Annotated in this window: 22 protein-coding genes; 14 read left to right on the top strand and 8 right to left on the bottom strand. The window is 69.2% G+C overall.

Annotation, left to right across the window (positions count from 1 at the left end):
* Positions 1–99 precede the first annotated feature (99 nt).
* Entirely contained in the window at positions 100–240 is a 141-nt protein-coding gene (locus OG407_RS47800) for a hypothetical protein (protein ID WP_405867526.1), read from the top strand.
* A 41-nt stretch (positions 241–281) separates the two neighbouring features.
* Here the strand turns inward: OG407_RS47800 and OG407_RS47805 are convergent, their stop codons facing one another.
* Positions 282–1,508, bottom strand: coding sequence for a PQQ-binding-like beta-propeller repeat protein (locus OG407_RS47805; protein WP_405867528.1), 1,227 nt, complete (start codon positions 1,506–1,508; stop codon positions 282–284).
* Between the two features lie 271 nt (positions 1,509–1,779).
* Positions 1,780–2,463 (bottom strand): ScbR family autoregulator-binding transcription factor, encoded by a 684-nt coding sequence (locus OG407_RS47810; protein ID WP_405867530.1) that lies wholly within the window; start codon positions 2,461–2,463, stop codon positions 1,780–1,782.
* Between the two features lie 1,260 nt (positions 2,464–3,723).
* Here OG407_RS47810 and OG407_RS47815 point away from each other — a divergent pair.
* Positions 3,724–4,611 (top strand): NAD(P)H-binding protein, encoded by an 888-nt coding sequence (locus OG407_RS47815; RefSeq protein ID WP_405867532.1) that lies wholly within the window; start codon positions 3,724–3,726, stop codon positions 4,609–4,611.
* A gap of 833 nt (positions 4,612–5,444) precedes the next feature.
* On the opposite strand, the gene OG407_RS47820 is transcribed toward OG407_RS47815, so the two are convergent.
* Entirely contained in the window at positions 5,445–6,011 is a 567-nt protein-coding gene (locus OG407_RS47820; RefSeq protein ID WP_405867534.1) for a class I SAM-dependent methyltransferase, read from the bottom strand.
* 132 nt (positions 6,012–6,143) lie between these two features.
* On the opposite strand from OG407_RS47820, the gene OG407_RS47825 reads away from it, so the two are divergent.
* Together OG407_RS47825 and OG407_RS47830 are read left to right on the top strand one after the other, a co-directional pair.
* Positions 6,144–7,394, top strand: a complete 1,251-nt coding sequence (locus OG407_RS47825) for a sensor histidine kinase (protein ID WP_405867536.1) — start codon at positions 6,144–6,146, stop codon at positions 7,392–7,394.
* The gene (locus OG407_RS47830) at positions 7,391–8,089 is read left to right on the top strand and encodes a response regulator (protein ID WP_405867538.1); all 699 of its coding nucleotides are present in this window, start codon (positions 7,391–7,393) and stop codon (positions 8,087–8,089) included. The genes OG407_RS47825 and OG407_RS47830 overlap by 4 nt, the downstream gene beginning before the upstream one ends.
* A 164-nt stretch (positions 8,090–8,253) precedes the next feature.
* On the opposite strand, the gene OG407_RS47835 is transcribed toward OG407_RS47830, so the two are convergent.
* Together OG407_RS47835 and OG407_RS47840 are read right to left on the bottom strand one after the other, a co-directional pair.
* Positions 8,254–8,415 (bottom strand): hypothetical protein, encoded by a 162-nt coding sequence (locus tag OG407_RS47835; protein WP_405867540.1) that lies wholly within the window; start codon positions 8,413–8,415, stop codon positions 8,254–8,256.
* A 799-nt stretch (positions 8,416–9,214) separates the two neighbouring features.
* Positions 9,215–9,691: a hypothetical protein gene (locus tag OG407_RS47840; RefSeq protein ID WP_405867542.1), complete on the bottom strand. Its 477-nt coding sequence runs from the start codon at positions 9,689–9,691 to the stop codon at positions 9,215–9,217.
* Between the two features lie 260 nt (positions 9,692–9,951).
* Between OG407_RS47840 and OG407_RS47845 the strand changes: the two genes are divergently transcribed.
* Both OG407_RS47845 and OG407_RS47850 read left to right on the top strand, forming a co-directional pair.
* The gene (locus OG407_RS47845; RefSeq protein WP_405867544.1) at positions 9,952–10,155 is read left to right on the top strand and encodes a hypothetical protein; all 204 of its coding nucleotides are present in this window, start codon (positions 9,952–9,954) and stop codon (positions 10,153–10,155) included.
* 821 nt (positions 10,156–10,976) lie between these two features.
* Positions 10,977–11,885 (top strand): serine hydrolase, encoded by a 909-nt coding sequence (locus tag OG407_RS47850; protein ID WP_405867546.1) that lies wholly within the window; start codon positions 10,977–10,979, stop codon positions 11,883–11,885.
* Between the two features lie 52 nt (positions 11,886–11,937).
* Here the strand turns inward: OG407_RS47850 and OG407_RS47855 are convergent, their stop codons facing one another.
* Complete coding sequence (locus OG407_RS47855) at positions 11,938–12,111, bottom strand: hypothetical protein (protein WP_405867548.1); 174 nt, start codon at positions 12,109–12,111, stop codon at positions 11,938–11,940.
* 381 nt (positions 12,112–12,492) lie between these two features.
* On the opposite strand from OG407_RS47855, the gene OG407_RS47860 reads away from it, so the two are divergent.
* Positions 12,493–12,885, top strand: coding sequence for a hypothetical protein (locus OG407_RS47860; RefSeq protein WP_405867550.1), 393 nt, complete (start codon positions 12,493–12,495; stop codon positions 12,883–12,885).
* A gap of 78 nt (positions 12,886–12,963) precedes the next feature.
* Positions 12,964–13,212, top strand: coding sequence for a transposase (locus tag OG407_RS47865; protein ID WP_405868958.1), 249 nt, complete (start codon positions 12,964–12,966; stop codon positions 13,210–13,212).
* 170 nt (positions 13,213–13,382) lie between these two features.
* Here OG407_RS47865 and OG407_RS47870 read toward each other — a convergent pair whose 3' ends face one another.
* Complete coding sequence (locus OG407_RS47870) at positions 13,383–14,315, bottom strand: NAD-dependent epimerase/dehydratase family protein (RefSeq protein WP_405867552.1); 933 nt, start codon at positions 14,313–14,315, stop codon at positions 13,383–13,385.
* A 131-nt stretch (positions 14,316–14,446) separates the two neighbouring features.
* Here OG407_RS47870 and OG407_RS47875 point away from each other — a divergent pair, with 131 nt between their 5' ends.
* Entirely contained in the window at positions 14,447–15,124 is a 678-nt protein-coding gene (locus OG407_RS47875) for a TetR/AcrR family transcriptional regulator (protein ID WP_405867554.1), read from the top strand.
* A 368-nt stretch (positions 15,125–15,492) separates the two neighbouring features.
* Here OG407_RS47875 and OG407_RS47880 read toward each other — a convergent pair whose 3' ends face one another.
* Positions 15,493–15,930 carry a MarR family winged helix-turn-helix transcriptional regulator gene (locus OG407_RS47880; protein WP_405867556.1) on the bottom strand — a complete coding sequence of 146 codons (438 nt, stop codon included), beginning with the start codon at positions 15,928–15,930 and terminating at the stop codon, positions 15,493–15,495.
* Positions 15,931–16,088: 158 nt separating this feature from the next.
* Here OG407_RS47880 and OG407_RS47885 point away from each other — a divergent pair, with 158 nt between their 5' ends.
* The 5 genes from OG407_RS47885 to OG407_RS47905 all read left to right on the top strand — a co-directional run bounded on the left by OG407_RS47885 (position 16,089) and on the right by OG407_RS47905 (position 20,521).
* Positions 16,089–17,186, top strand: a complete 1,098-nt coding sequence (locus OG407_RS47885) for a substrate-binding domain-containing protein (RefSeq protein ID WP_405867558.1) — start codon at positions 16,089–16,091, stop codon at positions 17,184–17,186.
* Between the two features lie 111 nt (positions 17,187–17,297).
* Positions 17,298–17,579 (top strand): FmdB family zinc ribbon protein, encoded by a 282-nt coding sequence (locus OG407_RS47890; protein WP_405867560.1) that lies wholly within the window; start codon positions 17,298–17,300, stop codon positions 17,577–17,579.
* A gap of 46 nt (positions 17,580–17,625) precedes the next feature.
* The gene (gene fmdA, locus OG407_RS47895; RefSeq protein WP_403601084.1) at positions 17,626–18,873 is read left to right on the top strand and encodes a formamidase; all 1,248 of its coding nucleotides are present in this window, start codon (positions 17,626–17,628) and stop codon (positions 18,871–18,873) included.
* A 29-nt stretch (positions 18,874–18,902) separates the two neighbouring features.
* Positions 18,903–19,934 carry an alpha/beta fold hydrolase gene (locus tag OG407_RS47900; RefSeq protein ID WP_405867562.1) on the top strand — a complete coding sequence of 344 codons (1,032 nt, stop codon included), beginning with the start codon at positions 18,903–18,905 and terminating at the stop codon, positions 19,932–19,934.
* 2 nt (positions 19,935–19,936) lie between these two features.
* Positions 19,937–20,521, top strand: coding sequence for a DUF1097 domain-containing protein (locus tag OG407_RS47905; RefSeq protein WP_405867564.1), 585 nt, complete (start codon positions 19,937–19,939; stop codon positions 20,519–20,521).
* Positions 20,522–21,061 lie beyond the last annotated feature (540 nt).

A 21,061-nucleotide genomic window follows, 5' to 3' on the forward strand; every position in this document is an offset into this window, starting at 1 on the left:
GCCGACGACCTGCGAACCGGAATTCGTCTGCGACCGGTTGCCCGAGCTGCGGCCATCACACAACTGCCGTCGGAACCAGGACCGTTGTCGGCTCTGTAGGTGCTGCGGCTGCCGTGGTCTCCGTACGCGGTGTTGGAACCGTTGGGGCGCAAGGGCAGCGAAGAACGGATCGAACCCGACCGGTTCTCGGCCCGGTTGATCCTGCTCGACACCGTCGGCCGGTTGTCCGACCGATCCTGAGACCTGGCCGCAGGCCCTGCTGACAGCAGCCCGCGTCCCGGTCAGGCGCGGACGGCCAGCAGACGCCCGTTCTGGAGGCCGAAGTACAGCACGCCGTCGGCCACCGCGGGCGTGGAGAAGACCGGGCTGCCGGTGTCCGCCTGCCAACGTTCCTCGCCCGAGACCGCGTCCAACGCCCACATACGGCCGTCGTTCGTGCCGACGTACAGCGTGCTGTCCGCCACCACCGGAGCCCACCGCACCCAGACACCGACCTTGCGACTCCACCGTCTCTCGCCGGACACCGCGTCGACAGCCCACAGATATCCGTCGCCGGTGCCGAAGTAGACGAGGCCGTCGGCCACCGCCGGCGTGGACTTCACCCAGGTGCCGGCCGGGAGCTTCCACCGGACCTGACCCGATGCCGCGTCCACCGCCCAAAGGTGCCGGTCGGCGCTGCCCACGTAGAGGATGCCGTCGGCCACCACCGGCGAGGACCACAGTCCACTCAGCGTCTTCAGTTGCCACCGCACCTGGCCGGAGGCGGTGTGCAGAGCCCACAGAACGCCGTCGTCGCTGCCGACGTAGACCAAGTCGCCCACCACGGTCGGCGAGGAGCGCACGCCCGTGCCGACACGGACCTGCCACCGGCTCGCCCCTGAGACGGCGTCGACCGCCCGGAAGAAGCCGTCGTTGCTGCCGAAGAGGACCATGCCGTCGGCGACCACGGGCGTGGACCGCACCAGGCCGTCCGTCCTGACCCGCCACCGCTCCCGGCCCGAAGCGGCGTCCACCGCCCACAGACATTTGTCCCAACTGCCGATGTAGACAGTGCTGTTGGCGAAGGCGGGCGACACGGCCACCACACCGCCGACCCTGCACTGCCAGCGTTCCTCGCCGGACAGGGCGTCGACGGCCCACAGGAGGTGGTTCCAACTGCCCACATAAACAGTGCCGTTGACCACGACCGGCGACGATTCCTTCACCGCTCCGCCGGTGTCCAGCTGCCAGCGCACGGCACCGCGCCGCTGTCCTTCCTCCTGCTCGCCGTGCCCGTCGGCGCCGCCGGGGGAAACGAGGACATAGGGCTTGATGACGACCGGCAGATAGGCGAAGTAGCCGATCACCTCGATCGCGTTGAAGATCCCCAAGGGCACGAGGACCAGGGCCCACCACGGCGTGAGTTGACCGACGAGGATGGCTATCAGCGCGGCGCCGCAGCCGAGTCCCGAGCAACTGGCGACGAGGAGCTCAAGGGCTCCTTTGGCGCGAAGGCCTCGAAGTAGCATGGCCGACAACATATGATCACTCGGCTGCCGAATCGGTCAAGATTGCGAAAAACGTCAACACCCGTTGATCGGGCGGAACTTCGGCGCGGGGCATTGCCGGATCGTCGCATTCGCCGCCCCGGTACCGTCTCGTCCGCGCCAACTCCCCTGCCGTGCAAGCCGACTTGACCCTTCCGTACGGTTCCGGTGCGGCCGAGGGTCGCGGCGGCCGGTTCAAGGGCGCCGAGCGCATACGAGCGGGCCGGGCGGATCAACAGGGCCCCGTGAGCGGTCAGTTGTCCGCTGCCTCCGTCGTCGCCTCGTCCGGTGCTGTGGCTGCCGTGGTCTCGGTGTGAATGGCGTGGCCGCGTTGCGGGGTGAGGTCGAGGGAGGTGAGGACCGAGGAGTGGACGATCGAGGGGAGGGTGTGGCGGAGGAGAGCGGAAACGCTGGTGGCGAGGTTCCGGTAGTTGGTGGTGGCTTGCGACATGGCTTGGACGCCGGTGAGGGCGCCGACAAGCACCTGAGCGGTCTCGGTGGGGTCGACGTGGGGGAGGAGTTCGCCTTGTTCCTGGGCCTTGTCGAGGAGTTCGTTGGTGACGGCGGTCCAGTGCTGGAAGGGACCGGTGCGGTCGAGGCCGTCGGCGCGTTGGTCGAGGGTGAGACGGACGCCGGCACGGACGAGGGGGTCGGTCTGGAGGCGGTAGGCGCGCAGCATGGTGGCGTCGATGAGTTCCTGGATTTTGCAGGGGCGGTCAGGGACGACGAGTGACTGGTCCTGTCCGGCGAGGACACCCAGGGCGAGCTGTTCTTTTGAGCTGAAATGGAAGTAGAGGGCGCCTTTGGTCACGTTGGCGGTGGTGAGGATCTCGCTGATGGTGGCGGCTTGGTAGCCACGCTCTTCGAAGACGGCGGCTGCGGCCATGAGGATGGTGTGGCGGGTGCGAATGGCCCGGTCCTGTTTGGGCTCTGGCATCTTCGGGCCCCTTTCGTCACGGGTCGGGTGCCCGTCCGTTAAAAATACCGTCCAGTTCGTATAGTCTACGGCGCTGCGGTCGCCGTTGAGCCGTTCCGTCGTATCGGTTGCCGGGCTGCGGGGGGCTTTCGTCGGGTGGACCAGGCGTGGCCGATTGCGGTGATGTGGCTGCCGTTCGCGATCAGTCCGCGTGAGGCTGAGAGTTCGCCGTCAGGGGCGGCATCGACCGGCCGGTCGGACGCTTGGCCGGCCCGGCCGGTGGTGAAGGTGAATCTCTCGGAGGAGACGGTGAGGAGGTCGCTGCCCACGCCGGGCGGGCTCAGAGGTGACGGAGGGTCACTGGCAGTCGGCCCGTGGCGGTTGTCGGCCGGCTTGTCGGTGGGCAGTGTGCCGTTCGGCTGGGAGGCGGTGGCGTGGACTAGGAAGACGAAGAACACTAAAGGGACGAGGAAAGAGTCCTGAATCGTGGCGTCATGGCCGCGTGCAAGCCCGGGCGCGGTCTCCTCGTGCAACTCGCCTTGCTGTGCCGCGTGTTGAGTCTCGCCGATTTCGATGCAGGTTCAGCAAGGGCAATCGAGCAGGCTACGAGCCACTCGTAGATCGGTGCGACTCCACTCGGCGGACTGCCTCCAGGCGTTGCTGGCTGTCGTCGTTCCGGGTCGGGTGGTGTCCCGCCGAGTTGTGTAGCAGCGAGCACCTCTCAGGTCGCGCCTACATCAGTCCCTTGGTCCGCCAGTCCGCCAGTCCGCCAGTCCGCCGGTCCGCGCGACGCAGAGGGCTCGGCAAGATCGCGCCACTACGCCACTACGTCATTGCGCGGACGTGACCTTCTCTCGACGAGCCCAGACCACGGCCGGCAGGCGGCCCGAAACGCCCCAAGCGTGGGAATGCCGAGGCTGGCACACACGTGTCGGCTGCCGCGGGGAACTCCGGCGTGGTGACGGTCTTCGTGCCGGAATGCCCTTCGGGCATGGACAAACCGTCCATGCTGTTTTATCGAGAGATTCTGGTGCTGCGACGGTCCGGGTGCCCGATGCCTGGCGGTTTGAACTCGACCCGCGGATCCGCTCTTTCCGCGTCCGGGTCGACCCCGTCCCGGCAGGCTTGACGGGCAGGAAACTTGACGGGCAGGAAAAGGGGGAAACGTGAGAATCTTCAGTAAAGCGGCAAAAGTGGAGAGCGTATGGAGAGATGGGGGCGCGGAGGGTTGGTTGACGACGGAAGGCGGGGCCGTGGCGGGCCGGACGCGTGGCGGGCCCGGTGATCCTGGTGACGGGCGCGACGGGGACGGTAGGGCGGGAAGTGGTCCGCGGCCTGCCTGCCGACCTGCGCGTGCGGGTTATGACCAGGGACCCGGCGAAGGCCGTGGGGCTGTTTCGGGGGGTGGAGGCGGAGGTGGTCGTCGGGGACTACACGGACCCGCCGTCGCTGGCCCGGGCCCTGCAGGGGGTGCGCACGGCGTTTCTCGTCACCACGCGAGTCGACGGCGACGACGATGCCCGCTTCCTCTCGGCCGCCCGCGCCGCCGGGGTGCGGCGGGTGGTGAAACTCTCCGCGGCGGCCGTCCTGGACCCCGGGGCCGACGACCTGATCACCCGCCGGCAGCGCGCCAACGAGGACCTGTTGCGCGGCTGTGGCCTGCAGTGGACCCTGCTGCGCCCGCGGGCGTTCATGTCCAACTCCCTGTCGTGGGCCGCCCCCATCCGCAAAGAGCGCACCGTCCGAGCGCTGTACGGGACGTCGCCCAACGCCTGCGTGGACCCTCGCGACATCGCCGAGGTCGCGGTACGGGCCCTGACCGAGGAGAGCCACGCCGGACACGCCTACACGCTGACCGGACCGCGGGCCCTGACCGCCGTCGATCAGACACGTGAGCTGGGCCGGCTGCTCGGCATCTCCCTGCGTTTCGAGGAACTGGCCCCGGACGAGGCCCGTGCCGCGCTGAGCGGACGCTGGCCGCCGCCGGTCGTGGAGGCCCTTCTGGCGAGCGCGGAGCGGCAGAAGGTCGGCGCCAAGGCCCGGGTGGAGGACACCGTAGAGATGGTCACGGGGCGTCAGGCCCGTTCCTTCAGACGGTGGGCTCAGGACCATATCGAGGCGTTCACTGCGGCCGCGGACGAGTCCGGGACGCGGCAGGAGGCGGTGTAACGCCCGTCCTGGGACAAGGAGTTGACCTGCTGTTGGTTCGCTGCGTGTCGTTCCTCGGCAGGCCATGGCGGCGTACGGCACCCGCAGCCCGGGCCGCGGCTCTCTCCTCCTGGGGGGTGCACCGGGGTATGGCCTTTTCGCGGGTGCCGCGGGTGTCGTTGGCCCGTTGGGGCGGTATCCGCACGGCGATGGCGGTGCGGCACGGTGGAGGGGCCGCGACGTCCCCGCGATCCCTGAGGGGGACGGGGCGCGCGGTGTGTGTATCGGGTGGCGGCAGGGCAGCACGAAGGGGGCTTGTCGTCGAACCAGGCCACCCCTGGACGGCACCGTATCGGCCGGTGGCCATGCCCGCCTTGGAGTTCACCCCTCGCCGGTGCTGTGACCGGAAACGATCGCAGATTGCTGTGACTGACCTCGTGTCGATGGAATGTGACGACTCGTCGGACCTGGAGCTCGACGCCCGGCTGGACCGGATCGAGTAGCTGGGCCGCTCAAGGAGAGCCGGACCGGGTTTCCCGTTCGCGGAGCTGTGCTTCTCCGAGACTCTGATCCCTGATCCCTGATCCCTGACACGGACACGGACCTGCTGGTCGAAGACTTCGTCGAGACGGGCATCCCCACTGTCCCGACGGGCCGACCGCCGTTTCGGTTACGTCTGGCTCGGGGAGCGGACTGGTTCTGGACGCTGACGCCGTTCTCCCGGGGGAGTCTCGGGCCGGCAGGTGGAAACAATCGGCAAGGCCCCATCGGGCGGAGCAGGGGTGTCGGGTGGACGGGGAACGCGGTGCGACGGGCGCCTTCTGGGTCATGCGAGGACCGGCTCGCTCTGTTCCTCAACGCTCCTTGGTGGCTCGGTGTACGAAGGCGGGCGGGAGGTTCGCCCACACCGCCTTCGAGCGCTCCAGCCGGTCGAAGCGGCAGACGAGTTCGGCGGTGAGGTGGCGGGCGGGCGGAGTCCAGGCCGCGTGCAGGTAGGCGAAGGTGGTGAACCGGCCGCCGGGCGTGAGGACTTCGGTCACGGCGTCCAGGATGTGCCCGCGCTGTTCCCGCGGCATGACCGTCCACGGCAGTCCGGAGACCACCGCGTCGGCCGGTTCGCCCACCGTCGCGGTCAGTTCGGCGGCCGCACCCCGAATCACGGTCAGGCGCGTGTCGCGCCGGGTGGCCGACAGCCGTGCCGCGAGCACGGGGTTGAGCTCGATCGCGACGAGTCGTGCGTCGGGTGTGAGCCGGGCGAGGATCGCGTCGGTGAACACCCCGGTTCCCGGGCCGAGTTCGACAACGGTCCGGGCCTGCTCCAGGCCGATGCCCTCGGTCATGGCGTGCGCCAGCCGTCGTGAACTGGCTGCTACGGCACCGGTCATGAGGGGGCGTCTGAGGAACTCGGTGGTGATCGACATGGCGCCCATGGTGGAAACGCCCCGGGTGGCCGCACGTCGTATCCCCAGCCGGTGTCCGTACGACTGCGGGAGGACTTCGTGACACCCGCCAGGACGATGCAGGGGAGCGGACCCCGGCCGTAGCTTGAGGCGGTGCAACAGCTGATCGAGACCTTGTCCCGTCTGCGGCGCGGATATCCGTGGCTCTCGGACCTGCTGCTGGTCGTGCTGGTTGCCGTGCCCCCGGTGATCCGCCCCCAGCCGGGGTGGCAGCCGGTCTGGGTGCAGACGGGTGTCTACGTCGCTCTGGTGCTGCCCCTGTTGTGGCGCCGCCGTCGGCCGGTGCTCGTCGCGGCCCTGGTGACAGCCGGGTTCTGGGCGCAGTACCTCGGACAGGTCTGGGGACAGGAACCGGGACGCGGCGCCGTCGCCCTGGCCGCGGTCCTGGCCACCCTCACGGTGCGTGGCCTGCGCATGGCTGCCGCGGCGACAGTGGTCTGTGCCGCAGCCTGTGTTCTGCTGTGGATTCCCGCGTGGCAGCGGGACTACGGCCCCCCGGGCGCCCGGGGGGCCTGGCTCACTCCGCTCGCGGTGGGGCTCCTGCTGGCCGGGGCCTGGGTGTTCGGCGAGTACGTCCGTGCCCGGCGCGCCTATATCGCCGAGTTCGAGCGGCGGGCCCTGCTCGCCGAGTCGGAGCGCCTCGCCCTGGCCAGGGTCGCCGTCGCCGAGGAGCGGGCGCGCATTGCCCGGGAGATCCACGATGTCCTCGCGCACAGTGTGAGCGTGATGGTGCTGAACGCCGAGGGCGGCCGGCTGATGCGGCAGGTCGACCCCGCCGTCGTCGATCGCACGCTCGGCGTCATCAGCGCGACCGGCCGTGAGGCACTGGGCGAACTGCGCCGGCTGCTGGAGGTGCTGCGTACCCCCGAAACGGACGCCGCCTCGATCGGCGACTCAGGCTCCGGTGCGGCTGCCGAACACCTCGCGGCCGATCTGCGGCGGCTGGTCGAACGCCTCGACACGAGCGGCAGGCGCGCCCTGCTGGACCTTCGCGGAGAGTACGGCGGCCTTCCGGCGGATCTCACTGTGCAGACGTACCGCATCGTGCAGGAGGCGCTCACCAACGTCGTCAAACACGCACCGCCGGACGCCACGGTTCATGTGCGGGTCGACACCGGCAGACAGGGGCCCGGGCGGCTGGTCCGCGTCAAGGTGGAGAACTCGGCCGGAGCCGCCGGGCGTCCCGCCCCGCCGCTCCCGTCCGGTCGCGGACTCACCGGCATGCGCGAGCGCACCGCCCTGTACGGCGGGCGCGTCGACGCCGGGCCCACACCCGACGGCGGCTACCGGGTCGCCGCGACCCTGCGCCCTGGCGGGCCCGAGCCCACCAGGGCGACCCCATGACCGACCCGACCCCGACTTCGAAGCGCACCGTGTCATCGTCCCGGGTGTTGATCTGTGACGATCAGGAACTGATCCGGATGGGGCTGCCCATGGTCGTCGACAGCCAGCCCGATCTCACCGTGGTGGGTGAGGCCGCCGACGGCGACGCGGCGATCGCGGGGGTGGCCGCCCTGAAGCCGGACCTCGTCCTGATGGACGTACGCATGCCCGGTCTGGACGGGCTCGCAGCGACCGAGCACCTCTGTGCGCAGCCCGACGGGCCCCGCATACTCGTCGTCACCACCTTCGATCTCGATGAGTATGCCTACGCGGCCCTGCGCGCCGGCGCGAACGGCTTCCTCGTCAAGGACGCCCCCGCCGAGGAGATCCTGGTGACCGTCCGTGCGGTGCTGCGGGGCGAGGTCATGGTGGCGCCCTCGTTGACCCGGCGCCTGGTCGAACGTTTCGTCCTGCATGCCCCCGCGTCCGTGTCCGCCCAGCGTGGCCGTCTGGCGGCTCTCACCGAGCGGGAACGGGACGTCCTTGCCCTGGTGGCCCGGGGACTGGCCAACGGCGAGATCGCGGGCCGCCTTTTCGTCGGGGAGACGACCGTGAAGACCCACCTCGGCCGGATCCTGACCAAACTCGGCCTCCGGGACCGGATCCAGGCGGTGATCTTCGCCTACGAGAGCGGGCTGGTACGGGTCGGGGACTGAACGGTGACGGGCATCCCGCCGGTGGCCCGCATCGTCGGGGTGAGCGTATGAGAGGTCGTATCGCACTCGTGTCGCATTCTGCGTGCGGAGCGGGTGGGGGAGATCGCGGGTTGGATTCCGGGACCGCGCACAGTGTGTCCGGAACCCCTACGTGTCCGGAGCCGCTACTTCGTGCCAGGGCCCAGCAGTCGGCGGATGCGGTTGTATTCGGCGGCCATCTCCGCTGTGGCGAGGATGTTGTCATAGACCGTCGCCAGCTCGTCGTGCAGCTCGGCGGCGCTGAATGTCAGGACGTTCGCGCGGGCGGGGGTCTGTGTCGGTCGCACCAGGCGGGTCACCGTCTCGCTGGAGGATGCCGGCTTCGAGTTCGCTGTACCTCACGCCCGCAGCTTTAGCGGGGTGGGACCGAGATCCGCGCCAAAGGGGCAACGGGATGAGCCTGCGGCCCTGATGCGCTCGGCTTCGCCTGGGCCGACAGGCGGCAGGGGGCGCGTTCGGCGACGTGTCGGACGACAGCATCCACACCGGGCTGCGCATACCGTTTCGGCGATCGGACTCGGGCGTTGCGGGAGCGGGTCAGCTGCATCGGCGTGGACGTGCCGCCCTCCGCGCGGGCGATTCACGGCCCGTAGCAGCCGACCGTCACCCAGGCGGGAAGCGTTCTCCTGGTGTTCGTGGTGGTGGGTGGGGGGACCGGCGGCCGTGTGACTGCGCGGGGGCGAACAGGTGTGACAGGGCTGCGGTCGCCCGGATCTCGCCGGTGTGGGTTCGCGTGACTATGAGAGCCAGGTGTGACATGGGGTGGCGGGGTCGTTGCTCCGGTGCGCCGTCTGAACAGGGATTTTCCGGTGCCGAGAACGCCGAGCGTGTCTTCGGGGGTGCACACGCGGTGGGCGGCGCTCATGGGAGTCTGTCGACTGGTACGACATCGCTCCGGGTGGAAACCTGCCGGGGTCTGATCCCGGTGCGGCCAGGGCGTCGTCCGCCCGGAGCGACAGTTCGGTTCTCCGCAGGCGCGGGTGCGGCGGCTCCAGGAAGTCGGTGGAGATGCCGCAAGAATATGACGGATCGTCAGGTCCATCAGTCCTTGCGGCACCCGGAACGAATCACTCACTCACGGCAGGCTCAGCTGAAGACGAAGGGCCCAGGTACCTGGGCGGCGTTCGACGTACAGGTGACGGAGATGCCGAAGATGACCATTTTCAGCGAGCCCTTGTAGAAGTCCAGGCTGTCGCCGACGGCCACGGTGCCGGGAAGCGGACCGACGGTGACCGCGCCGCCGGCGGGTATGGCCGGGTTCACGGTGCCGCTGAACACCCGGTTGGCGCCGGTGGAGTTGGTCATGGTGAGCGTGGAGCTGATGGAGTTCGCCGACAGGGCGAGCGGCGTGGTGATGGCCGAGGAGCTGAGGGTGATGGTGGCTGACGTACTGCTGACCTGGGTCGCGGTCAGTGTGGCCGTGCCGCCGCCGAAGATGCCGCAGGCGGCGGTGATGGTGGCGGAGCCTGGAGTGACGGCGGCGGACGCGGAGGGCGCGAGGGCCAGCGTCGTGGCGGCAATGACCGCAGCCGTGAGTGCCGCACCTGTGGTTAAGCGCTTCATGGGAGTCGTGTTCCCTTCCCGTGGGTGGGAGTGCCATGTGTGGGATGGCGACCCCGGGCCGAGTGGGTGCGGGCACACTGCGGGGGATCGAATCTGACGGTCCGTCGGAACTTGCGATCCCCATTGATACGCGAGCAACACGGAACGGCATAGTTGAAATCTGGCCGACTGTGTACGCGAGGAAGCAGATCGGATCAGCGACGGGGGTTGTCCGGTGCGCCAAAGGTCCGCGGGACTGGTGTGTATGGGGGGACGGTTACGTGGCTCATGTCGTCGAACACCTGAAGGCGGCCGGTCTCGGCGCGCTCGCCGACCTGGGCTTCGTCGGCGTGGACGAGCCTGAGGACCCCAACGGCCTGGTCATCGGCACCGATTGCAAGGCCATCCGCTACCGCAAGCTGACCGCCGTACAGAAGGAGGCGAACCGTGTGCCGACCGCTGGCCGCCGGACGCGCCGCCGTTGAACACGGCTTCGCCCACCTCAAGAGCTGGCGGATCCTCGCCAGACTCCGCACCGACCTCGTCCGCGTGACGCGACTCCTGCGCGCCCTGCCCGTCCTGACGAACCCACGACATAGCGCACCGCATCGAGCATCACACGGTGGCAATAACCCTCCGGGCGTCCGCCCCGCCCCTTTCGCCAGTCCGGAACAGGCAGCAACGGCCGCACCACCCGCCACTCCGCCTCCGTCATGCCGGAGCCATAACCCGGGATTCGCATCCTCCGCCGCCGTTGATCTGGCCGGCACGAGGCATCACCGGTGCCCGTGTCGCGGCGGGCAGCATTTGGTGCACACGCGGTGTTGCAACCGGTCCTGTCCTCGTCCGTCCAGCGCTCAGTGCTCAGACCTTGCGTGCTTGTAGCCGGTGCGGCCCCGGTCCCGGACGGGAATCGCTGTCAGGGCTGCCAGGGCGTCGTGGACGGACAGCGTGGCGGCCGTACGGGCGGCGGGGGGTGAAACGCACGGCGCCGCCCCGCTGCGAAGAACACAAACAGCCTGTGATCTCCGCTCCGGCCACCGGCCCTTCCGCGCCTCACCCGCAGGGACTGAAAGTTGCCCTGCGTATCGTCCGCAGTGGCGGCGGCCGGCGCCACGGGGCGTCTCGCGGAGTCCCTCTCGACGGCATGGACGAACACGCCGATCCTGAGCGGTCCGGGAGTTGTGGGTGTCATCACACATCGTCCCATCAGGGCTTTTTCGTGGCATCGGTCACGTCACGGAACCGCCGATTCGTCTACGTTCGCAGGTCTGTGCCGCCCCTGCCCCCGAACCGCCGAGGCCCCATGTCGTACCGCCCGAATCCCCGACCGGCCACCCCGAGCGCGAGCACGCCCGGCCGACGCGTCAGGCGTGCCCGCCTGTGCGCGGCGCTCCTCACCGGTTCCATGGCCACCCTCGTCGCGATCGCCATGGCCGGTCCGGCCGCGGCAGCCGGCTCCGGAACGCCGATGCGCTCCGGAGCCGGCACCACGCAGCCGACCGGAAAGAGCGAGGCACGCGTGACGACCGCCGTGCTGGACCTGGACCACCCCGCCGGCAAGCCACAGGTGCGCGGGAAGGACGTCCCCTACGACACGGCCAGCATCATCAAGGTCGACATCCTCGCTACGCTGCTCCTCCAGGCACAGGACGCCGGACGCGGCCTCACCGAGCAGGAGCGCACCCGGGCCGAGGCGATGATCGAGCACAGCGACAACGACGCGGCGACCGCCCTCTGGCGGGAGATCGGCCTGGCGTCCGGGCTGGAGGCGGTGAACAAGCGGCTGGGCCTGTCCTCGACCGTGGGCGGCGCCGGAGGCATGTGGGGCCTGACGCGCACCACGGTGAGCGACCAGATCCGCCTGCTGCGCGCGGTGTTCACCGACAACACGACCTCGTCCACGAGCGGGTCCGCGCTGACCGCGACGTCCCGGAACTACATCCGTACGCTGATGACCCGTATCGCCGCCGGACAGTCGTGGGGTGTCTCGGCGGCCTCCGACTCCGGCGCCGGATGGGCGCTCAAGAACGGCTGGCTGCAGCGCAGCACCACCGGCCTGTGGGACATCAACAGCGTCGGACGGGTCACTTCGGGCACACACCACTACCTCGTCGCGGTCCTCTCCGACGGCAACACGTCGATGGCGGGCGGCATCGCGACGGTCGAACACGCGGCCCGCACCGCGGTCACCTCGGCGCGAGCGGCCAGCTGACGACGGAACACGACAGTACGTCCGGCAGGGCGTAGGCGGATCGTCGGACAGGTCATCCACCAGGCGTCCACCGAACCCGGCCGCCGGCACCGCCCCGGCCCTTCACGAACCAGCCGACTGTGCTGGCAGGGGAGTAGGGGAAGTGCTCCATGTCCCGCACGAGGATGCGACGCTTTTCCTGTTCCGTGACGGTGACCAGCTCACCCGTGAACGGGAGTTCCGGCATTCATCCGATCCACCCCTTGATGTAGCGAGTGTGATTCAGGTATCGCCGGTGGACCAACAGGACCGCAAGCTCCCCGGCGGGTCCCACGCTCCACCAAAGGGCTCGGTGCCCCCGCATCGCATCAGCAGCGGGAAGCCTCCACACCTTGGTTATCGCGTCATCGGAACGAGCGGCCAGGTGGCGGAAATTCATGGGCAGTCAGTCGCCTCTGGGACTCCGGAGCAAGGCAGTCCAAAGATACCCACCCCACCCGGCCGAACCCCGGTGGCCATTCGTCCAGAGGCCGCGCCATGGGACATCCGGGCTGGCTGCGGGCGCTCTGTCGATGCTTCTGGCGATACCCGACGCGGATACGAAGCCCTGGAAACCGTTGGCCTCGACGTGCGGCCCGGCACCCTCTTCAGGTGGCTGTCGGATCCCGAGTACAACGTCCGCCGCGGCTACCGGGACTTCATCCATACCGCCTACGAGAACGTCGCGATCGTCCCTGCCGACCCGATCCCCGACCACGTCAGAAACGGCCAGTACGAGATCAGCGGTTCCGTCACCACCGGTACCGACGAGCGCGTACGCGGAACACGCGACGCCCCGCCCCTGCGGATCGACGGGAGCCGGGGCGACTGGACCGCGATCGAGGAACTCTGGATTGCCGGCGAGCTCACCGCCGACGAGTTCGAGGACCGCTTCATCGAGGACGTCGTCGAGCAGGACATCGGCGCAGGTTCCGACGGATGGGAGTTCGGCGGAAGCAACTACTCCGTCGAACTCAGGTAACGCACCGGACTGGAGGTGGCCCGCCTATGAGCGCCAGACCTGAACTCGACGTTGACCTCCCTGACCGGACTCTGGACGGTGCGCGCGGCCAAGATCCTCGGTCATGTCGGCGACGTCGGCCGCTTCCTTACGGAGCACCACTTCGCCAGCTACGCAGGAAGCGTGCCGTTGGACGCATCCAGTGGGAAGAACCTACGCCACCGGCTCAAATCCGGAAGGAAACCGGATCCTGAGTTCGGCCCTGCACATCATCGCCATCTGCCAGCTCCGCGGCTGCGGCCAGGAGTACTACCGACGCAAGATTGCCGAAGGAAAGACGTCGGCTGAGGCCCGCCGAGCCCTCAAACCACGCCTCTCGAACGTCGTCTACCAGCTGAAACCGTAGTCCAGGTCGACGCCCCGGATCCCGAGTACCTCGCCGGCTCGGGCCGCGTTGCTGATGTCCAAGGACAGCATCGCGCGGGCGTGGCGCGGGGGACGGTGTTGTCAGTGGCTGGTCAGCGTGTGGCTGAGGTACGCAGGCCGTTGATGGTGTCCCGCAGTGCGTCGTCGGTCGGAGTGGGTTCGATTCCGAAGGCGGCGGTGGCGGCGGTCGAGTCGAGGATGAACGGTTGTTGGAGTTGGTACTGGATTTCAAGCATTTCCCGGGCGGCTGGGTTGATGAGCCCGGCAAAGCGAAGCAGGAAGGTGGGCATCTTGGTCACCCGGGCAGATGGTGCTTCCGCGAGTTCGGCGGCACGGATGGCCAGCGCGCGGATGGACAGCGCGGGGGCGGTGGGTACGTGCCAGGGGCGGCCCCAGGCGTTCTTGTCGGTCGCGACGGCGGTCAGGGTGCGGGCGACGTCGCCGACGTAGGTCCAGCTGTGCGGGGCGTCGAGGTCGGCGGGCATGGAAGCGCGTCTGCCGGCGAGCACCTTGGGTAGCACCATGACGCTGAATGGGCTCATCGAGCCCGCGCCGAGGTAGTCCGACCCGCGGACCTCGGCCGTGCGGATTCGCCCGGCTTGGTGCGCGGCCAGCGCGTCGGCCCACAGGGCGGCCCGTACCTGGCCCTTCACCGAGTTGGGGCGCTGCGGCAGTTGTTCGGTCATAGGGGTGTTGACCTGGCCGTAGCCGTAGAGGTTTCCGGTTGTGACGAGCACGGCGCCGCTGAGTTCGGCGGCCCGCAGGAGTGCCGTGCCGAGCGGTGGCCAGTCGGTGGTCCAGCGGTGGTAGGCCGGGCCTGCGCAGCAGTACAGCGCGAGGGCGCCTTCGGCGTGCCGGGCGAGCGCGTCGGCGTCACTCGCGTCCGCGGCGCGGCGCTCGATCCCCGGGTGCTCCGGGCCGCCGCCGCTTCGGGTGAGCAGACGGACCTGCTCGCCCTTGTCGGCGAGTAACCGGGCGGTGGCCGTGCCGACCGGGCCGGCTCCGACGATGACGTGAACGGACATGATGGGCACCCTCTTGACTTGGGCGAGAACACTGTTCTCGGATAGGTGCACCGTACTCACGCGTGGCAGCCGGGTCAAGAACAGTGTTCTCGCCTCGTTCTGGTGTTCTCGGCCTGTGCGACACTGGGGGTATGTCCGCACCGTCGTTGCGTGCCCGGGTCCGCTCGGAGATGCGCCACGAGATCATGCAAGTCGCGCGCCGCCACCTCGCCACGGACGGCGCGAACCTGTCCCTGCGCGGCGTGGCCCGAGACCTCGACATCGTCGCTTCGGCCCTGTACCGGTACTTCCCCAGCCGCGACGCCCTGCTCACCGCGTTGATCATCGACGCCTACGATGAGCTGGGCACGGCGGCGATGGAAGCCGACGCAGCGGTGCCCCGCGACGACCGGCGCCGCCGGTGGCTGGCTGTCTGCCACGCGGTGCGCACGTGGGCGCTCTCGCATCCAGCGGAGTACGGCTTGCTTTACGGCAGCCCGGTGCCCGGTTACGCCGCGCCGCCGGAGACCGTTCCCCTTGCCGCGAAGGTCGTCCTGCTACTCGTGGACATCGCCGGTGACACCGCGGAGCAAGTGGAGTCCGCGCCGGTTCCCGAACCTGTCCGCGCCGACCTGCGCCGCCTGATCGACGAGTACCCGGGTGACCTGCCGGAGGAACGACTCGCCTGCGTGTTCGCCGGCTGGACCCAGCTGTTCGGCCTGATCAACTTCGAGGTGTTCGGTCGCCTGGACGGCTTGATCGAGGCACGTGCCGAATACTTCGACTACCACATGGCTCTGATGGCAGACCTCGCCGGAGTCCCGCGCTGAACCTGCGGCCGGACAGCCGGACAGCCGGACAGCCGGACAGCCGGACAGCCGGACAGCCGGACAGGTGGCCGGCCGAGCACCGCCGTGCCGTGGACCATTGCACCGCACTGATCCACTGACCGACCGAGCACCCGGGCACCCGGGCATGGCGGTGCGTGGCGGCGACTGCCGCTTGCTGCCCTGTCCGGTGCCCGTGCCGCTGCCGATCGTCGGTGTGATGGGCATGCTGTTCCGGCCGCCGCATGATCGCGGCAACGCCACGCCTGTTCCGCCTCCGGGCGGACGCCGGGGCAGCCGACCTGCGGGGGTGGGGTTGTCATCTCGCCGGACAGGTGTGGCAGCCGGCCTCGGCGCCCCGGGCGGGCATGTCAGCCCAGTCGCCTCGACGCGCGCTGGAGCAGTGTCCGCAGCAGGGCCGTCTCCTCGGTGCCGAGGGCGGTCACTATGTGGTCCTTTTCGCGTTCGACCGCGGCGGTCCAGCGGGGGAGTGCCTCGGTTCCCCGCTCCGAGGCGAAGACCAGGACGCGCCGCCGGTCGGTGTCGTCGACCCGGCGCAGGACGAGGCCGAGAGAAACCATGCGGTCGACGACCTTGGTCAGGGTCGGTGCCGTCAGCAGGGCGAACTCGGCGACTTCGGCCATGGCGCGACCGGTGTCGTCGGCGAGGAACGACAGCACGCGCCACTCCTCTAGCGTCGCGCCCTCCGCCTTCAACGCCTCACCGAGCCGTTGGACGACGCTCCGCTCCACGAGCGTGAGCGCTCGCGCCAAGTCGAGTTCGGATACGGCCGCCGGGGTCGTGGTCATCGCCCTGCCCAGTGTCGTCGTGGTGTGGGGGTGGGACTGCGGCGGTAGCGATCGTGCTCGCGCCGCAGAGAAGGTTCGCGTGGAGTGGGTCCACGCTACAGTCATTTCCCTATCGCTGTGAAATATTCTCGTAGCAACCAATCGGTAGTGTGAGCCCTATGATCGAGAAGGCGGCTGTCCGGCTCGGCTCTCCGGCAGGCCGGACCCGGGACGCGTTGGACGTCGCCCTGGTGATACCGCTCCAGGGGCCCGCCGGGATCTTCGGGCCGTCCTGCGAATGTTGTGCCCAGCTCGCGGCCGAGGAGGTCAACGCCGGTTCGGGCGTGCTGGGCAGGGAGCTGCGGCTGGTGCTCGTCGACGGCGGGGCGCCGCCCGAGCAGGTGGCGACCGAGATCGACGCGCTGGTCTCCGGCGGCGTCGTCGACGCGGTGGCCGGCTGGCACATCTCCGCCGTCCGTGAGGTGGTCGCCCCGCGCATCGACGGCCGTGTGCCGTACGTCTACACCGCCCTCTACGAGGGAGGGGAGCGGTCGCCCGGAGTGTTCCTGACCGGCGAGACTCCAGGACGTCAACTGCGGCCCTCGCTGCAGTGGTTCGCCGGTGAACTCGGTATCCGCCGCTGGACGATCGTCGGCGACGACTACGTCTGGCCCCGCTCCTCCGCCCGCGCCGCCCACCGCTACCTGCGGGAGCTGGGCGGCGAGGTGTGTGACGAGATGTATGTGCCGCTGGGCACCAGGGACTTCGGTCCGGTTCTGGCCCGGGTCGCGGCCAGTGGTTGCGAGGCCGTCCTCATGCTGCTGATCGGCGACGACGCGGTGCTCTTCAACCGTGCGTTCACCGCCGCCGGACTCGACCGCGACCACATCCGGTTCAGTTCGCTGATCGAGGAGAACGTCCTGCTGGCGACCGGGCCGGAGAACACCCGGGGACTGATGACCTCCGCCGGCTACTTCGAGGACCTGCCCACCGCGTCGGGCCTCGACTTCGCCGCCGCGTACGGACGCCGGTTCGGCCCCGCGGCGCCGGTGCTCAACAGCCTCGGCGAGTCCTGCTACGAGGGCGTGCGCATGCTCACCGAGCTGCTGCGCCGGGCGGGCGGCGCGGACATGGACAGGATCCAGGAGACCGCCGAGGGCCTGGAGTACGAGACTCCGCGCGGCACCGTCCAGATCCGCGACCGCCACCTGCACCAGCGGGTGTTCCTCGCCGCGGCCGACGGGCTGCAGTGGGACGTGCTCCAGCAGCTGCCCTAGGCGGCACAGCGGCGCAACCATCCTTTTACGTGCACGTAACGCGGTGAACTCTTGCCGAATTGCTTCGGATGGAAATATTTTCATCTCGAAGCATTTGGAAGTGAGTTGTCCATGGCGACATACCAGTACCGCTGCCCGGGCTGCGGAACCTTCGACGTGATCCGTCCGATGGGCCGCGCTCTCCCCGACGAACCATGCGAAACCTGCGGTGAGCGGTCCCGCCGCGTCTTCACCGCTCCGATGCTCGCCCGCACCGGCGCCCCCTTGGCCCGAGCCCTCCAGTCCCAGGAGGCCAGCGCCCACGAACCGCGCGTCGTCACCGAGGTACCGCCGGCTCGCCGTCACCCAACCTCGGCAGCCGATCCCCGACAGGCCCAACTGCCCAAGCCCTGAAGCCTGTTGCCCGAAACGCGACCCACCTCTTCTTGGAGGCAGTCCTATGCCCGAAGTCGTCTTCAGCGTCGACCAGGCCATGTCCATGCGCGACCAGAAGGTCCCCGGCCACAACCGCTGGCACCCCGACATCCCGCCCGCCGTCACCGTGAAGCCGGGTTCGGACTTCCGCATCGAGTGCCGGGACTGGACCGACAACCAGATCGGCAACAACGACTCGGCCAACGACGTACGCGACGTCGACCTCAGCCACGCCCACATGCTCAGCGGGCCCATCGCGGTGGAGGGCGCCGAGCCCGGTGACCTGCTCGTCGTCGACATCCTCGACCTGGGCCCCGTACCGCAGACACAGGGCGAGGGCTCCGGGCAGGGCTGGGGCTACACCGGTGTCTTCGCCAAGGACAACGGCGGCGGCTTCCTCACCGACCGTTTCCCCGACTCGTACAAGGCGGTCTGGGACTTCCACGGCCAACAGGCCACCTCACGCCACATCCCTGGCGTCCGCTACACCGGAATCACCCACCCCGGGCTCTTCGGCACCGCGCCCTCCGCCGAACTGCTGGCCCGCTGGAACGCCCGCGAGCAGGCCCTCATCGACACCGACCCGCACCGGGTGCCGGCACTCGCCCTGCCGCCGCTGGCCGAGAACGCGCTGGCCGGGACGGCGAGCGGCGAGGCCGCCTCCCGTATCGCCGCCGAAGGCGCCCGCACGGTCCCGGCTCGCGAGAACGGCGGCAACCACGACATCAAGAACTTCACCCGTGGCTCCCGGGTCTTCTACCCCGTCCTCGTCCCCGGCGCCCTGCTCTCCGGCGGCGACCTGCACTTCAGCCAGGGCGACGGCGAGATCACCTTCTGCGGCGCCATCGAGATGGGCGGCTACATCGACCTGCACGTCGACCTGATCAAGGGCGGCATGGAGAAGTACGGGGTCACCACCAACCCGATCTTCATGCCCGGCAACGTCGCGCCGCAGTACACGGAGTTCATCTCGTTCGTCGGCATCTCCGTCGACCACGACACGGACACCAACCACTACCTCGACGCGACGATGGCGTACCGCAACGCCTGCCTCAACGCCGTCGACTACCTCACCACCTTCGGCTACAGCGGCGAGCAGGCCTACCTCCTGCTCGGCTCGGCCCCGATCGAGGGCCGGATCAGCGGAGTCGTGGACATCCCGAACGCGTGCAGCACCCTCTACCTGCCCACCGCGATCTTCGACTTCGACATCCGGCCGACGGCCGAGGGACCGAGGAAGGCCGACCGCGGCCAGTGCGCCGTCACGTCGTAACTCCCGTTCAAAGAAAGAGAGTTCCACTCATGCGCGACCATCTCACCTTCCAGCTGGGCGACTTCACCACCCAGCACGGCGCCACCCTGCGCGGTGCCACCCTCGCCTACACCACGTACGGCGAGCTGAACGCCGACAAGTCCAACGTGATCGTCTACCCCACCTGGTACTCCGGCCGCCACTGGGACAACGAGTGGCTCATCGGCTCCGGCATGGCCCTCGACCCCGAGCAGTACTTCATCATCGTCCCGAACATGCTCGGCAACGGCCTGTCCACCTCACCGAGCAACACCCCGCCACCGTACGACCGCGCCCGCTTCCCGCACATCACGGTGTACGACCAGATCGAGGCCCAACACAAGCTGGTCACCGAGGAGTTCGGCATCGAGCGGATCGCGCTCGTGACCGGCTGGTCGATGGGCGCCGGGCAGACCTACCAGTGGGCCGTCAGCCACCCGGAGATGGTCGAGCGGATCGCCCCCTTCTGCGGCTCCCCGCGCACCAGCCTCCACAACAAGGTCTTCCTGGAGGGCGTCAAGGCCGCACTGACCGCCGACGCGGTCTACAACGGCGGCTGGTACGAGGGGAAGTGGCCGACCACCGGACTGCGGGCGCTCGCCCGGGTGTACGCGGGATGGGGCTTCTCGCAGGCGTTCTACTGGGAGAAGGAGTACGAGAAACTCGGCTACACCTCCCTGGAGGACTTCCTCGTCGGCTTCTGGGAGGGCTTCTTCCTCGACGGCCGCGACCCGAACAACCTCCTCACCATGCTCTGGACCTGGCAGAACGGCGATGTCGGGCTCACCCCGGGATTCGACGGGGACACCGAGGCGGCGCTCGGCTCGATCCGGGCGACCACGCTCGACATGCCCGCCGAGAAGGACCTCTACTTCCCGCCGGAGGACGAGGCCTGGGCCGTCAGCCACATACCCGGCGCCGAACTCCGCGTGATCCCCGGCATCTGGGGCCACTTCGCCGGCCACGGCAGCAACCCCAAGGACACCGAGTTCATCGACACAGGTCTGAAGGAACTGCTGGCCAAGCCCGGTGGATTGGCATAGTCATGCACATCGGACGCATCAGACTCCCGCACGAGGTCAGCGCCTCGATCGTCGCCTTCGCCACCGTCTTCCTGCTGATGAGCCCGCTCAAGATGCCGACCTGGGCCATCTTCATCACCTGGGCCGGAACCTTCCTCCAGGGCGGTCCGAGCCGCTCCAACGCGATCGCCATGGTCACCGCCACCACCACCGGGGCGGGATTCGGAGTGGTGGCCGTGCTCCTCAATCGCGAGACGGGCACCATGTTCGGCACCGGCGCGTTCGCCCAGACCCTCGCCCTGGCCGTGGTGATCTTCGTCGTCAACGGCACCCTGCTGGCCACCGGCCGGCTCAAGCCCTTCGCCCTCATCCCGGGCATGTTCTTCGGCTTCGCCTCCCTCTTCGCGACGTACTTCGGCGGCTTCGGCTACGACGCCGGCCACCTGGACGCCGCCTTCGTCAGCGCCGCCGCGATGTGCGCCCTGGGCCCCCTCTGCGCCACCCTGGGGCTACGGCTGATGCTCGTACCCCCACCCGCCGCGTCCGAGCCCGAGGCGCAGTTCGGGGCGGAGGAGGTGACAGCCTCGGTCAACGAGGCGCCCGCCTGACACAACTGCTCGCGCATACCGCCTCGCAGGGCGGGCCGGCCACCGGCCCGCCCTGCGACGGCTTCGGCCGAGTTCGACGCCGTCGCGGCCCAAGCCCTGCGGAAGAGGGGCGGAGGAGAGCCGACAACTGTCTGACCGGGCGCTGGTGCGGGGCGTTTCCCGGCGGCGTCGTAGCTGCTCGTCCGGCCTGTGCCCGCCTCGCGCACCGGGTGAGCTGATATCGCTTCACCTCACTCAGGACCAGGTCGGTCTTCGGCCCACCGATGTGGCCGGTGCCCCAAGGACGCCCGCCCGTCCCGTAGCGAGGAGTCCCCGCGCCACTTCCTCGCCGTCTTCACCACCACGGCAACGGCCCGCACGACGCCCCCGTTCGACCCGCCGTCGGCGGACGCCAGGCTGATCCGGGCCCGTTCGACCGGCCGCCGATCCGGTCATCCCGCCCGCCGAATCGGCTCCACACGCTCACTCAAATCCCTTCCGCGTCACGTCGGATCGTCCGACCGGCCGCACATCCGCTCTCGCCTCTTGACGCTGTACGAC

The organism is Streptomyces sp. NBC_01515 (assembly GCF_045040345.1).
GTDB lineage: Bacteria > Actinomycetota > Actinomycetes > Streptomycetales > Streptomycetaceae > Streptomyces.